The sequence below is a fragment of the Pseudarthrobacter cellobiosi genome (assembly GCF_023913755.1).
Taxonomy (GTDB): Bacteria; Actinomycetota; Actinomycetes; order Actinomycetales; family Micrococcaceae; genus Arthrobacter; species Arthrobacter cellobiosi.
In genome coordinates, this window is the sequence record NZ_JAMXBJ010000033.1 from 52,152 (window position 1) to 64,757 (window position 12,606).

Sequence of the window (12,606 nt, forward strand, 5' to 3'; positions counted from 1 at the left end):
GTTGTCGGCGTCCAGAATTTCTGAATCCATGAAATTCTGTACTATGGCGGGTATGCGTATCCTCTCCAGCACCGATGTCCTGGCCAGGTTCGGCAAAGCCCTGGCCGACCCGACCCGCGCCGCGGTACTGCTCGAACTGCGAAATGGTCCTGCCTTCCCGTCAGACCTGGCCGCCGGCATCGGCGTCAGCCGCCAGATCCTGTCCAATCATCTGGCCTGTCTGCGCGACTGCGGACTGGTCGTGGCCGAACCGGCAGGCCGGCGTGTCCGGTATGAACTCTCGGACCCCCGCCTGGCCCACGCGCTAGGCGATCTGCTGGGCACCATCCTGACGGTGGAGCCGATCTGCAGCTGCAACGAACCGGACTGTGCACAGGAGAACAACGAAGGGGCGACCACCGCCGGACCCTTGGGAATGGAGCTTCACGCGTGAGCGGACACGATCACGGGGCGGCGGCGTCCGGCCAGCGGGGCAAGCTCATCGCCGTCTTCGCCATCACCTTCACGGTGATGCTCGCCGAGATCCTGGGCTCGGTCCTCACGGGCAGCCTCGCGCTGCTGGCCGACGCCGGCCACATGTTCACCGATTCTGCCGGGCTCCTGATTGCGCTGATCGCCTCATCCCTGGCCCTGAAACCTGCCACCCTGAAACGCACCTGGGGGTATAAACGCGCCGAGATCATCGCTGCTGCTGCCCAGGCGGCGCTATTGCTGGCCGTGGGCGGTTTCGTCATTGTCGAAGGCATCCGCCGGCTGTTCGAACCTCCGGAGGTGGGCGAGTCGTTGATGCTGTGGTTCGGTATCATCGGGCTGGCCGGCAACGTCGTGGGCCTGGTCATCCTCTCCTCGGGCCGGAACCACAACTTCAACATGAAGGCCGCGTTCCTCGAAGTCCTCAACGACGCCCTGGGATCCGTCGCTGTCATCGCCGCCGCCGTCATCATCGCCCTGACCGGCTGGCTCCAGGCCGACGCCCTGGTCTCCCTGTTCATCGGCGTCCTGATCATTCCCCGGACCCTGAAACTGCTCCGCGCCACAGTCGATGTGCTTATGGAAAGCACCCCTAAGGGCCTGGACCTGGCGAAGGTCCGGGAGCACATGCTGGCCCTGCCGCACGTCATAGACGTCCATGACCTGCACGCCTCCCTGGTCGCCTCGGGAACACCCGTCCTCTCGGCCCACGTCACCGTCGAAGACGGCTGCATGACCGACGGGCACGCCGCAGAAATCCTGGCGGACCTGCAACGCTGCGTCGCCGAGCATTTTGACGTCAGCATCGAACACTCCACCTTCCAGATCGAACCAGCCGCCCACCGCGACCAGGAAAGCATGCACCACTGATGACACCACCAACCAAGACCGCCCCTTCACGACCAGAGCACTCCCCGATGGACCCCGCCAAAAAGGCCCGCCGCCTCATTTGGATCCTGCTGGCCATCATCGTGGGCGCAGGCATCATCTGGTACGCCGTTTTTACGGCAGCCAAACCCGCCCCGGTGGAGCCACAGGCCGCACCGGACGCCCAGCTCGTGCGGGAGGACAGCCACCGCGTTACCTCACCGGCGACGGAAAAAGCCCAACTGGTGGAATTCCTGGACTTCGAATGTGAAGCCTGCCGCGCCGCCGAACCGTTGGTGGCTGAGCTGAAAAAGGAATTCGGTGACCAGATCACCTTCATCCACCGCTACTTCCCGATCCCTTCACACAAGAACTCCGGCCAGGCCGCCCTCGCCGTCGAAGCAGCAGCCCAGCAGGGCAAGTACGAACAGATGTACGCCAAGATGTTCGAAACCCAGCCCCAATGGGGCGAAAAGCAGGACTTCCAGAACGCCCTGTTCAGGACCTTCGCCGAAGAGCTTGGACTGGACATGGAAAAATACGACGCGGCCATGGCTGCTGAAGAGACCAAGGAACGGATCCGCAAAGATATTGCCGACGGAAAGGCACTTGGCGTTTCCGGAACTCCAACCTTTTTCCTGAACGGCGAAAAGCTCACCCTTAACACCGAAGCCGAATTCCGGCAGAAACTGGCCGACGCCGTCAAATAGCCCACACAGCAAGGTTCAGAACCGCTAGCGTTCTACTTGATGTAGAACAGACTATGTCCGCCGGAAGGAGGCAGCCTAAGTGATCCTGCAGCGTGCACCTCTGCGGTTGCCGCGGGCCGGCGCCGTGGCGCTGACCGTGCTGACCCTGGCCGGCGGCGCTCACGTCGCCGCCGGCGGGCAGCTCCCGGCACTGCCGATCCTGACGGCGGTGGCCGCGGTTGTTGGCCTCTCCGCGGTTCTTCTCGCGGGGCGGAAAATGACAGCCCCGCGCCTGGTCGGCTACCTCGGTACCTCCCAGCTCGCCCTGCACCTGGCCTTCTCACGGCTCGCAGACGCCGGGACGTCCGGTCCTACCGGCCAGCCCCACCATGGGTTCGCCACCACGGCGGCCAGTTCGGTGCCGGCCCAGACCCCGGCGCCCTACGAGCATCTGGCGGCCGACGCCGGTTCAACAATGACGCTCCTGCACCTGGCGGCGACACTGCTGACGGCGATCCTTCTGGCCCGGGGCGAGGCTGCCCTCTGGGCGCTGGCGGCCTGGTTGAAGCCGCTGCACGGGATCTCTGAAACCGGGACCATTCCGCCGCGTTTCCGGGTCCTGCCCGCACAGCCCCGGACGGTCCCGGCCAGGGCTGCGGTTCCCGGGCAGGTCGGTGTCCGGGGACCCCCGCACGGGTTCTGCAATCACCAAGCCCCCGCCTGCTAAGCGGGGCCACCGCGCCGCAAAAGTACGGCGTCAAGTGTCCGGATACAACCAGAATTGCAGAACCAATTTCATGAATGATCTGAAACGTGGACGCTCCAAGGCAGTGCTTGCCCTCGCCGGCGCCCTGCTGTTCACCGCGCTGGGGGCCGGGCCGGCGCAGGCCCACGATGCCCTCCAGTCAACATCCCCTGAACGCGACACCACCGTGGCCGCGGCCCCGGAGATTGTGACTCTGACGCTCTCGGAACCACCCACGGATTCGAAAAGCCTGAACCTGAGCATCATCACGGTGACAGACTCAACCGGAAAAACGCTCAGCAACGGTGAGGTCACGGTCGCGGGACCGACCATATCAACCAACGTCACACCGGGAAGCAACGGACCCTACAAGGTCCTGTGGCGCACCGTTTCCTCCGACGGCCACCCGATCGAGGGAACCTTCGCCTTCACCGTCGAGGACCCGGCTGTGGGCGCCGCCACCGGCCCGGCATCAGCAACGGCAACAGCCACTGCATCAGCTGCGCCGTCAGCGACGGTCAGTGCACCGGCGAACACCGTGCCGGACCGGGTACCGCCACCCGATGACAGCAACGCCCTCCTGGCAGCCGGCATCGCCGCCATCGTCCTGGCGGTCATCGGCGGCCTTATTTATCTGTCCCGCCGCCGGGAGCGGACAGGCAACAGCGGCGCCTGAACCAGAGCACAGGGCCTTCTGCGGCCGCCGGGCCCCGGGGATGAGCACACCTCCCGGGGCCCGGCGGACCGGTCGTTAAAGGCGGTCGGGACGTTAAGCGGCTGCTCCAGCGGGAAGTCTGCGGGACCTGAACCGTGCGATGGTACCGGCCAGAACTGCCGCCGCCATCATTATCACGGCAGCAACGCCGGTAGAGAACAGCACTGAGGACACTTCCGGGACCGGGGCCGAGGCGTCAGCAGCGGCCATGATGGTCAACCAGTAGCCGATCGTGGCCGCCATCCAGGCCCCGCCGGCCGCGGCTGTCAGCCGCGGCCACCGCGTGAACCATGCACGGCCGATCCCGTAAGACAAAGCAACACTGATCGCCACGACACCGGCGACAGCGATCAGCTGGATACCGAACAGGTATGGCCCTGCGACTAGCCCGACCGGGATACACAGCCCGCCAATGAGCACCAGGCGGCGGGCGCCCAGGGGCATGCCGGCCGTTCTGCCCTGGTCCCCGCCCGGCAGGGGCCCATCGTTCGTCGCCTTATCTGGCATGGTCGTATCCATGAAATTCCTCTGAAAAGTGGGGGGCCTGCCGGACGCAGGACTGCCTTGGTGTGCCTGAGCAAAGTGTGGCAGCTGTTTCGCCTTCCCTGACGTTACAGCATCCGCTGGATCGAAGATGCCGCGATCAGACCGGCCGGCGGGCAGGAACGGGGGCCACCCATCTACCGGATGACACACTGAAGGCCGGCGTTTCGCTGCCCCCAAGGCAACGAAACGCCGGCCTTCAGTTGGTTTTAGGCTCCTGCCCGGACGAAGGTCACTGAGCCCTTGGCCGTCATCCAGGTCAGCGGGTGGACAGCCGTTTCGTTCTTGCCGTTCAGACCGGAGCTGAGAACCTGGCCGTCGCCGACGTAGATGCCGACGTGTCCGGGCTGCATCACCATGTCACCGGGCTGCGGGTCGCTCACGACGGTCCCGTAGTTCATGAACTGCATGGGGCCGAGGTCACCGACGGGGATCCCGGCAGCGTTAAGGGCGTTTTCCACCAGTCGTGTGCAGTCCTGGATCATGCCGATCTGGGCGTAGGCGGCGGAAACCATCGTCGCGTTGACTCCGCCTGCTGCCGGGGCGGCCACCGGCGCGGCCGCAGCGGGCGTGACGGTGATCTGAGCCTTGGCCGGTGCAGCAGCCTTCGCAACGGCGACTGGTTTGGGTGCTTCTACGACAGGCGCGGGCGTGGTCTCCACGGCAGGACGCTCAAAGGAGATCTGAACTGTGGCGTCGGCACTGAGCGGGGTCTGAACCTGGCTGCTGACTTCCAGGTTCGAGGTCGGCTCCGCATCGCGCTGGGCCGGGGCCTCAGCTGCCTGGGCGGCAACGCCGCTGGTCAGGACGAGGCCTGAAGCTGCTGCGATAACGGCAGCCTGGCGGCCGAGGCTTCCGGCGTTCCCGGCGACGGTCCTGGACAGCGCCGTGAAGGGGGTTACGGCCGCTACGGCTGCACGACGGCGGCCATGAGTTTTGCTTGTGGACATGAAAGAGCCTCTCCCAATGCCTGCGAGGTGAGCTGTCGGATTCGGATGGGAGACACCCGGCCGTGTTCCCTGCCCGAAGGCTGGAAGCACGGCTTCACCCCAAGGCCTTGCTCTGCGCAAGGCCACAATGTGGTTTCCCCGTCTCTGCCGGACGAATATGCGAACGGATCCCGGGGCAGCGGCAGAGTTAGGCAATCTACCCGGGAGTGCCGCCATCGGAGAAACCGGCACGAGTTCGACCGTACTGGATCCAACAGCGATTGTCACATTTAAGTAACGGGCCGCCTGTCTTTTATAACGGCCGCCAGCAGCAGGACCGCAGCAGGGGATCACAGACGCGGGCTTGCCTCATATACCCTATGGGGGTATATTTGCGTTGTTGTCAGTGAAGTGGTTTGTCCAGGCCGAGACCATCCCGGCCGTTACAGCCTTTCAACCCCAGCACCCCCCCATCACGACCTCTTGCAAAGGACCGAGCTGACATGTGTGGTTCCGATTCCCAAACCGAATTGCCCCTGGTGGCCGCAGAATCTTCCGGTTGCAGCTGCTGCTCCACACCTTCGACCTCACAGTCGTCGTCGGCCCCCGCGGGGACCGACCACTTCGTTGACGGGCTGACGTGCGGGCACTGTGTGGAGACAGTGGAAAACGCTGTCACCGCCCTCGATGGAGTGGCAAAAGCCTCTGTTGAACTGGTCCCCGACGGCACGTCCCGCCTGACCGTATCCGGATCCCACACCGAGGCTTCGGTCCGGAATGCCGTCACAGCCGCCGGGTATAGCCTCACCATCAGGTAGTCCAACGCCCGCCCTAACGGACAGTTCTACTGCCTCCGTCAGGGCGGACGCCCCAAACAGGAGGGCAACAATGGAAAACCATCACGCTCATCACGGCCAGGAAGACCACTCCACCCACACCGCCCCACAGGGGCCTGCCACAGCGGTGACAAGCCCACCGGCAGAACATAACGCCCGCGCCCATCAACACAACGGCCACGGCGACCAGGATGACCGCGCCGTTCACAGCCACGGACAGCATGCCGGGCACAGCACCGCCATGTTCAAGAACCGGTTCTGGCTGACGCTGGCACTGTCCGTGCCGGTGGTCTACTTCAGCCCCATGGTCGGCCACCTCCTGGGCTACACGCCGCCGGCATTCCCCGGCTCGACCTGGATCCTGCCCGTCCTGGGAACGGTGATCTTCCTGTACGGCGGCCAGCCGTTCCTCAAAGGAGGATGGCAGGAACTGAAGGACCGTCGGCCGGGGATGATGCTGCTGATCGCGATGGCCATCAGCGTTGCGTTCGCCGCGTCCTGGGCAACCAGTCTGGGCATCGGCGGATTCGACCTGGACTTCTGGTGGGAACTGGCCCTGCTGGTGGCGATCATGCTGCTGGGCCACTGGATCGAAATGCGGGCCCTCGGGTCAGCGCAGGGTGCACTGGATGCCCTCGCCGCACTCCTGCCGGACGAGGCTGAACGCGTCACCGATGCAGGCACGGAAACCGTTCCGGTCTCTGACCTCCGCGAAGGCGACACCGTCCTGGTCCGCTCCGGCGCCAGGATGCCCGCCGACGGCACGGTCGTCGACGGGCAAGCCGAGTTCGACGAATCCATGATCACCGGTGAATCCAAAACCGTTCTCCGCAGTCCCGGGGACACCGTCGTGGCCGGGACCGTCGCGACAGATAACAGCGTCCGGGTCCAGATTACCGCCGTCGGGGAGAACACCGCCCTGGCCGGCATTCAGCGCCTGGTGGCCGAAGCCCAGGCGTCCTCCTCCAAGGCGCAGGCACTGGCGGACCGTGCGGCCGCCTTCTTGTTCTACTTCGCCGCCGGCGCCGGCGTCATCACCTTCATTGCCTGGACGCTGCTGGGCAGCGTCCCGGAAGCAGTCACCCGAACCGTCACCGTGCTGGTCATCGCCTGCCCGCACGCCCTGGGCCTGGCCATTCCGCTGGTCATCGCCATCTCCACGGAGCAGGCAGCCCGGGCCGGTGTGCTGATCAAGAACCGGATGGCCCTGGAACGGATGCGGACAGTCGACGTTGTCCTGTTCGACAAGACCGGCACCCTGACCACAGGGGAACCGGACCTGAAGGACATCACGGCAGTGCAGGGCGTCGACGCCGACTCGCTCCTGGCCTTGGCCGCAGCGGTGGAGTCCGACAGCGAGCACCCAGTGGCGCGGGCCATCGTCCGCGCCGCCCGGGACAGGAACCTGGACATCCCGCACGCCACGGATTTCAAATCACTCACGGGCCGCGGGGTCCGGGCGAGTGTGGACGGCCGGACTATCCACGTCGGCGGGCCGGCGCTGCTGCGCGAGCTGGGCGCCGTCGAGCCCGTCGTTGTGGCCGCGCCCACCCGGGCATGGATGGGCCGTGGGGCAGCCGTGTTGCACGTGATCGACGGCGGCCGCGTCCTGGGGGCGGTCAGCCTCGAAGACTCCGTCCGTGCCGAATCCCGCCAGGCAGTGGCAGCATTGCAGAACCGCGGCGTGAAGGTCGCCATGATCACCGGCGACGCCCGGCAGGTCGCCCAGGCCATCGCCCAGGACCTGCACATCGATGAGGTCTTCGCCGAAGTCCTGCCCGCGGACAAGGACAAGAAAGTCGCCGAGCTCCAGGCCCGTGGGATGAAGGTAGCTATGGTCGGGGACGGGGTGAACGACGCCCCTGCACTGGCCCGCGCCGAGGTCGGCATCGCCATCGGCGCCGGCACCGACGTTGCCATGGAATCCGCTGGAGTGGTCCTGGCCGGAAACGATCCCAGGGCCGTTCTGTCCATGGTGGACCTGTCCCGAGCGAGCTACCGGAAGATGTGGCAGAACCTTATCTGGGCCACCGGCTACAACGTCCTCTCGGTCCCGCTGGCTGCCGGTGTGCTGGCCTTCGCCGGGGTCGTGCTGTCGCCCGCCGCGGGCGCGGTGCTGATGTCGGTGTCCACGATCGTGGTGGCCCTGAACGCCCAGCTGCTGCGGAGGGTGAAACTGAATCCCTCCCAAGTACGTTGAACCAAAAGGGATGACCGGCAGGGGAAAATCCAGCCGGTATTCTTAAAACCATCAACCCCACACGGAAGGAGGAAAGCGATGTCTGCGATATCCCGTGACGCCCTCACCGCCTTCTTCCTCCGTGCCGGCATTCTGACGGCGGCCCTGGCCATCATGGCCGGCATCTTCGGCATGCACATCATGACCGGGGCGCACAGCATGCCTGCAGCAGGGGCCAGTACGCCCATGGCGCAGATGCAAAGCACCCCGGCAGGCCACGAAAGCCATAGACCCGCACAGTCATCTGACGCCACAGCAGTTGCCGGAGCAATGTCCGGCTCGTCCTCGTGCGCCGCCACAGGCGCCTGCCACGAGATGTCCGCTATGGACGCGGCCTGCGTCCTGTCACCGGGTAACACATCTCTCTCCGCACCTCTGCCCGGCACAGCACCCTTCGCGGTGCCGGACCTCGTCGGAGCCGCTGCGGTCAGCACCAGCTATTCCTACTCACCGGACAGCCCATCGCCCGGTGACTTCTGCATCAGCCGGACGTAAACGAGCACTGCGCCGTGTCCTGCCCGGCGCACCGTCCAGCCACCGGCATGCGACAGGCCGGCCACCCGGCCTGCCTTTGAATGCATGCCCCCGCAAGGCGCCAGGCGCCGCTGATACTTTTGAGGACCCTGATTTCCATGAAGAAAACCCTGACCATTTCCGCTGCCGCCATCGCCGCAGCCATCGCCCTTGCCGGCTGCTCCGCCGGTTCCGGAGCAGGAAGTTCGGACACAAGCACCACATCCGGCATGAACCACGGCAGCTCCGGTATGCCATCAAGCTCGGCTCCGGCAGCGTCGGCTGAATTCAACAACGCGGACACCACGTTCGCGCAGATGATGATCCCGCACCACACACAGGCCGTGGCAATGAGCGACACCATGCTCAAAAAAGAAGGCATTCCCGCCGCGGTGACAGACCTGGCCACCAAGATCAAAGCGGCCCAGGGACCGGAGATCGAGAAGATGACCGGCTGGCTTGAGAGCTGGGGCCAGCCCACGGACATGCCTTCGGCACACAGCATGTCCGGCATGATGGGCGAAGAAGACATGACCAAACTCGAGGCCGCACAGGGCACCGAAGCCGCCAAGCTCTTCCTCACCCAGATGATTGCCCACCACGAAGGCGCCGTCATGATGGCCAAGACTGAAACGTCCGACGGCAAGAACGCTGACGCGGTCCAGCTCAGCAAGGACATTGTCAGCTCCCAGGAAGCCGAAATGCAGGAAATGAAAAACCTGCTGGCCACTCTGTAGCCAGCACCTCCGGCACCGGCCCCTCCCCCAAGGGCTGGTGCCTTCCCCCATTTCACGGTCCACCCCTGGAGTTTCACCATGCCCCTGCACTTTTTGACCAACCACCGGTCCGCGGCCGCCCTCGCCGCAGCCGTCGCCCTTCTGCTTACCCTGTCCGCCTGCACCCCGGCTTCAACAACCGGAGCACCGGCTGCCGGCACCGCACCCGCCACCGGGTCCTCCAGCCTGCCCAGCTCCCATGTCCACGGCCTGAGCGTGAACCGCGAAACTGACCAGGTGTTGCTGGCCACCCATGAAGGTCTCTTCGACATCACCAAAGCCCCGGCCACCAAAATCGGTGACACCAATGACCTGATGGGCTTCACCGCGTCGGATGAAGAGGGTACGTTCTACGCCTCCGGACACCCCGGACCAGGCTCGGATCTGCCCAGCCCCCTCGGCCTGATCAAATCTGTGGACGGCGGCAAAACATGGGAGCAGCTTTCCCGCCAGGGCGAATCGGACTTCCATGCCCTCACCGCAGTCAAATCCGGAATAGTCGCCTACGACGGGACCCTGCGTACCAGCCCCGACGCCAAAACCTGGTCAGTGGCCACGGCAGGGTTCGCTCCCGCCGCCCTGGCGGGCACCCCGGAGAGCGACACGGTCCTTGCCACCACCCGCGACGGGCTCCAGCGCTCCACCGACGGCGGAAAAACCTGGGCACCGAACACCGCCGGACCCATCATCCAGTTCGCGGCCTTCGCCAACGGTACCGAAGCCGTAGGCGTAGAGCCGGACGGATCGGTCCACTATTCAGACGACGCCGGAAGCACCTGGTCCCGCACGGGCCGCATCGAAGGTCAGGTCCAGGCGATCACCGCTGTGGAAGGCGCAGAAGGCAAGCCATGGATCTGGGCAGCGACTACTGCCGGACTGGTCGTATCCACCGATGGCGGGGCCACGTTCCGGCCCTCCGACGCCGTCTGAGCCGATGGACATCGGCTGGTTTTTTGCCTCCACGGTCACCTCCGGTGCACTGCTGGTCGCCATCCCCCTGGCCATGACAGCCGGGCTAGTGTCCTTCCTCTCCCCCTGTATCCTGCCCCTCGTCCCCGGATACCTCGGTTTCGTCTCGGGCCTGACCGATCCGACACAGCCGAAGAACCGGCGCAGAGTCCTGGGAGGTGTCAGCCTTTTCGTGCTCGGATTCGCGGCCGTGTTCACCCTCTACGGGGCAGCGTTCGGCGCCATAGGCTCCTGGCTGCTGCGCTGGCAGGACGCGCTTATGCGAAGCATGGGAATTGTGGTGATCCTGATGGGGCTGGCGCTCCTGGGTCTGGTGCCCTGGCTGCAGCAGACCCGCAAGATCAGCCTGGGCCGGCGAACCGGTCTGGCCGGGGCGCCGCTGCTCGGCGTCGTGTTCGGGCTCGGCTGGACACCCTGTATGGGCCCCACACTGAGCGCCGTGCTGTCCCTCAGCGTCACGACAGGCAGCGCCGGGCGCGGAGCGCTCCTTGCCTTCGCCTACTGCCTGGGCCTCGGCATCCCCTTCGCCCTGACCGCGTTGGGCCTGGGCTGGGTCAGCAACACCTTGGCCTTCGTCCGCCGACATATCCGGGTGGTCAATATCGCAGGGGCTTCCATGCTCATCGTGCTGGGCGTGCTCATGGTCACAGGGGTGTGGGTGCAGTGGATCTATAGGCTCCAGAACCTCTCCGGGACCTTCCTCACCCCGATCTGATGGCCGCCTTCCGCACTGCCCGGCCTTCTTTCCCAAGGATTCGAAACTGACATGAACCCAACCTCTTCCCAGCTGGACCGGCGGCAGTTCCTTGCGCTGTCGGCCGCCGGCGCCGCAGCAGCGGCCCTGGCATCCTGTACCTCCCCGCGCAGCGCCGCTGCACCAGCCCGTGTCATGCCCGATGACCCGCTGGTCGCCCAATACGAAGCGCAGCGGCCCCTGGCCGGCACTACAGTGGCCCAGACACTCAAGGCCGGACCGTTCGAAACGAATGTGGCCGGAAAAACGTTCACCACCTGGGGCTATAACGGCAACCTCACGGCACCGGAGATCCGGGCGCGTACCGGGGACCGCCTGAGCGTCGCACTCACCAATGGCCTGACTGAGCAGACCAGCATCCACTGGCATGGCCTCGCCCTGCGGAACGATCAGGACGGCGTCCAGCACATCACGCAGGAACCCATTGCCGCCGGAGCCGGCCTCAGCTACGACTTCAGGCTCGCCCAGCCCGGCACCTACTGGTACCACTCCCATATGGACATGCAGCGCGAACGCGCACTGTATGGGGCGCTGATCATCGAAGACCCGGCCGAGCCACTGAAATACGACAAGGACTGGGTCATCATCCTTGATGACTGGATGGACGGCGTCACGGGAACCCCCGATGATGTCCTGGCCGAACTCTCCCAAGGCATGTACACCGCCGGTATCGACCGCTCGGCTTCGCCCTCCCCCGACGCCCGCCCCGCTCCGTCAGCAATGAAGCACATGCTCATGGGTTCCCGCAGCGACTTCCTCGGCGGCGACGCCGGAGACGTCGGCTACCCCTACCACCTGTTCAACTCCAAGGCGCCGGATCAGGCCCAGGTCCTGCCCGCCACCGCAGGACAGGTCATCCGGCTGAGGATCATCAACGCCGCCGGGGACACCGCCTACCGGGTAGGGGTCCCCGGCCAGAAGATCACCCTCACCCACACCGACGGTTTTCCCGTCACCCACCATGACGTCGACGCGGTTGTCCTCGGCATGGGTGAACGCATCGATGCCCTGCTGACCGTCAAAGAGGGATTCACCCCCCTGATCGGACTGCCCGAAGGGAAAACCGGGCAGGCCCTCGGATTCATCAGCACCGGCACCGGCAAACAACCCCTGCCCGCAGTACTGCCGAACAAGCTCGAAGGCACCGTCCTGGACGGCAGTGAACTCACCGCCGACCCCGCCGTTGCCCTGAAGGAAAGGACCCCGGACCGGGTCCATGAACTCCGGCTCACCGGCAGCATGGCCAAATACGACTGGGGTATCAACGGACACCGCTTCGAGATGGTCAATCCCTTTGACCATGCCTTCGACATCAAAGAGGGCGAACGCATCGAAGTGAAGTTCATCAACGAAACCGACATGTGGCACCCGATGCACCTGCACGGGCACACCTTCCAAGTCGGAGATGGCGGTGCCCGGAAAGACACCGTCATCGTCCGTCCCAAAGAGACCGTCACGGTCATCTTCGACGCCGACAACCCCGGGCAATGGCTCGCGCACTGCCACAATGCCTACCACGCGGAACAGGGCATGATGTCCCTCTTCTCCTACATTAAGTGA

14 protein-coding genes and 1 riboswitch are annotated in these 12,606 nt (G+C 65.2%); of the genes, 12 read left to right on the forward strand and 2 right to left on the reverse strand.

Features of this window, described 5'->3' with window-relative positions:
- Positions 1-52 precede the first annotated feature (52 nt).
- The 5 genes from NG696_RS04535 to NG696_RS04555 all read left to right on the forward strand — a co-directional run bounded on the left by NG696_RS04535 (position 53) and on the right by NG696_RS04555 (position 3,448).
- Positions 53-433 carry an ArsR/SmtB family transcription factor gene (locus NG696_RS04535; RefSeq protein WP_252574413.1) on the forward strand — a complete coding sequence of 127 codons (381 nt, stop codon included), beginning with the start codon at positions 53-55 and terminating at the stop codon, positions 431-433.
- The gene (locus NG696_RS04540) at positions 430-1,341 is read left to right on the forward strand and encodes a cation diffusion facilitator family transporter (protein ID WP_252574313.1); all 912 of its coding nucleotides are present in this window, start codon (positions 430-432) and stop codon (positions 1,339-1,341) included. Before NG696_RS04535 ends, NG696_RS04540 begins: the two co-directional genes overlap by 4 nt.
- Before the next feature lie 47 nt (positions 1,342-1,388).
- The gene (locus tag NG696_RS04545; protein WP_252574315.1) at positions 1,389-2,048 is read left to right on the forward strand and encodes a DsbA family protein; all 660 of its coding nucleotides are present in this window, start codon (positions 1,389-1,391) and stop codon (positions 2,046-2,048) included.
- Positions 2,049-2,127: 79 nt separating this feature from the next.
- Complete coding sequence (locus tag NG696_RS04550) at positions 2,128-2,754, forward strand: hypothetical protein (protein ID WP_252574317.1); 627 nt, start codon at positions 2,128-2,130, stop codon at positions 2,752-2,754.
- A gap of 70 nt (positions 2,755-2,824) precedes the next feature.
- Complete coding sequence (locus tag NG696_RS04555; RefSeq protein ID WP_252574319.1) at positions 2,825-3,448, forward strand: copper resistance CopC family protein; 624 nt, start codon at positions 2,825-2,827, stop codon at positions 3,446-3,448.
- A 93-nt stretch (positions 3,449-3,541) separates the two neighbouring features.
- On the opposite strand, the gene NG696_RS04560 is transcribed toward NG696_RS04555, so the two are convergent.
- Positions 3,542-3,994 carry a hypothetical protein gene (locus NG696_RS04560; RefSeq protein ID WP_252574321.1) on the reverse strand — a complete coding sequence of 151 codons (453 nt, stop codon included), beginning with the start codon at positions 3,992-3,994 and terminating at the stop codon, positions 3,542-3,544.
- A gap of 245 nt (positions 3,995-4,239) precedes the next feature.
- Positions 4,240-4,980: an NlpC/P60 family protein gene (locus NG696_RS04565; RefSeq protein ID WP_252574323.1), complete on the reverse strand. Its 741-nt coding sequence runs from the start codon at positions 4,978-4,980 to the stop codon at positions 4,240-4,242.
- 3 nt (positions 4,981-4,983) lie between these two features.
- Positions 4,984-5,180: riboswitch (cyclic di-AMP (ydaO/yuaA leader) on the reverse strand.
- A gap of 282 nt (positions 5,181-5,462) precedes the next feature.
- Between NG696_RS04565 and NG696_RS20735 the strand changes: the two genes are divergently transcribed.
- From NG696_RS20735 to NG696_RS04600, 7 genes are all read left to right on the forward strand, one after another.
- Positions 5,463-5,777, forward strand: a complete 315-nt coding sequence (locus NG696_RS20735; RefSeq protein WP_256471944.1) for a heavy-metal-associated domain-containing protein — start codon at positions 5,463-5,465, stop codon at positions 5,775-5,777.
- A 70-nt stretch (positions 5,778-5,847) separates the two neighbouring features.
- Positions 5,848-7,995: a heavy metal translocating P-type ATPase gene (locus NG696_RS04575; RefSeq protein WP_252574327.1), complete on the forward strand. Its 2,148-nt coding sequence runs from the start codon at positions 5,848-5,850 to the stop codon at positions 7,993-7,995.
- 78 nt (positions 7,996-8,073) lie between these two features.
- Complete coding sequence (locus NG696_RS04580) at positions 8,074-8,529, forward strand: hypothetical protein (protein ID WP_252574329.1); 456 nt, start codon at positions 8,074-8,076, stop codon at positions 8,527-8,529.
- A 137-nt stretch (positions 8,530-8,666) separates the two neighbouring features.
- Positions 8,667-9,284 (forward strand): DUF305 domain-containing protein, encoded by a 618-nt coding sequence (locus NG696_RS04585; RefSeq protein WP_252574332.1) that lies wholly within the window; start codon positions 8,667-8,669, stop codon positions 9,282-9,284.
- A 78-nt stretch (positions 9,285-9,362) separates the two neighbouring features.
- On the forward strand, positions 9,363-10,253 hold the full coding sequence (locus tag NG696_RS04590; protein ID WP_252574334.1) for a F510_1955 family glycosylhydrolase: 891 nt from the start codon (positions 9,363-9,365) through the stop codon (positions 10,251-10,253).
- Positions 10,254-10,257: 4 nt separating this feature from the next.
- A complete protein-coding gene (locus NG696_RS04595) occupies positions 10,258-11,007 on the forward strand; it encodes a cytochrome c biogenesis CcdA family protein (RefSeq protein ID WP_252574337.1) in 750 nt (249 codons plus the stop codon).
- A 51-nt stretch (positions 11,008-11,058) separates the two neighbouring features.
- Positions 11,059-12,606, forward strand: a complete 1,548-nt coding sequence (locus NG696_RS04600) for a multicopper oxidase family protein (RefSeq protein WP_252574339.1) — start codon at positions 11,059-11,061, stop codon at positions 12,604-12,606.

What these genes read in the sequence shown, in the direction of transcription:
- NG696_RS04560 (WP_252574321.1), bottom strand. Translation starts at nt 3,994, where the DNA reads ATGCCAGATAAGGCGACGAACGATGGGCCCCTGCCGGGCGGGGACCAG.
- NG696_RS04555 (WP_252574319.1), top strand. Translation starts at nt 2,825, where the DNA reads ATGAATGATCTGAAACGTGGACGCTCCAAGGCAGTGCTTGCCCTCGCC.
- NG696_RS04580 (WP_252574329.1), top strand. Translation starts at nt 8,074, where the DNA reads ATGTCTGCGATATCCCGTGACGCCCTCACCGCCTTCTTCCTCCGTGCC.
- NG696_RS04565 (WP_252574323.1), bottom strand. Translation starts at nt 4,980, where the DNA reads ATGTCCACAAGCAAAACTCATGGCCGCCGTCGTGCAGCCGTAGCGGCC.
- NG696_RS04590 (WP_252574334.1), top strand. Translation starts at nt 9,363, where the DNA reads ATGCCCCTGCACTTTTTGACCAACCACCGGTCCGCGGCCGCCCTCGCC.
- NG696_RS04600 (WP_252574339.1), top strand. Translation starts at nt 11,059, where the DNA reads ATGAACCCAACCTCTTCCCAGCTGGACCGGCGGCAGTTCCTTGCGCTG.
- NG696_RS04535 (WP_252574413.1), top strand. Translation starts at nt 53, where the DNA reads ATGCGTATCCTCTCCAGCACCGATGTCCTGGCCAGGTTCGGCAAAGCC.
- NG696_RS04545 (WP_252574315.1), top strand. Translation starts at nt 1,389, where the DNA reads ATGGACCCCGCCAAAAAGGCCCGCCGCCTCATTTGGATCCTGCTGGCC.
- NG696_RS04575 (WP_252574327.1), top strand. Translation starts at nt 5,848, where the DNA reads ATGGAAAACCATCACGCTCATCACGGCCAGGAAGACCACTCCACCCAC.
- NG696_RS04595 (WP_252574337.1), top strand. Translation starts at nt 10,258, where the DNA reads ATGGACATCGGCTGGTTTTTTGCCTCCACGGTCACCTCCGGTGCACTG.
- NG696_RS20735 (WP_256471944.1), top strand. Translation starts at nt 5,463, where the DNA reads ATGTGTGGTTCCGATTCCCAAACCGAATTGCCCCTGGTGGCCGCAGAA.
- NG696_RS04585 (WP_252574332.1), top strand. Translation starts at nt 8,667, where the DNA reads ATGAAGAAAACCCTGACCATTTCCGCTGCCGCCATCGCCGCAGCCATC.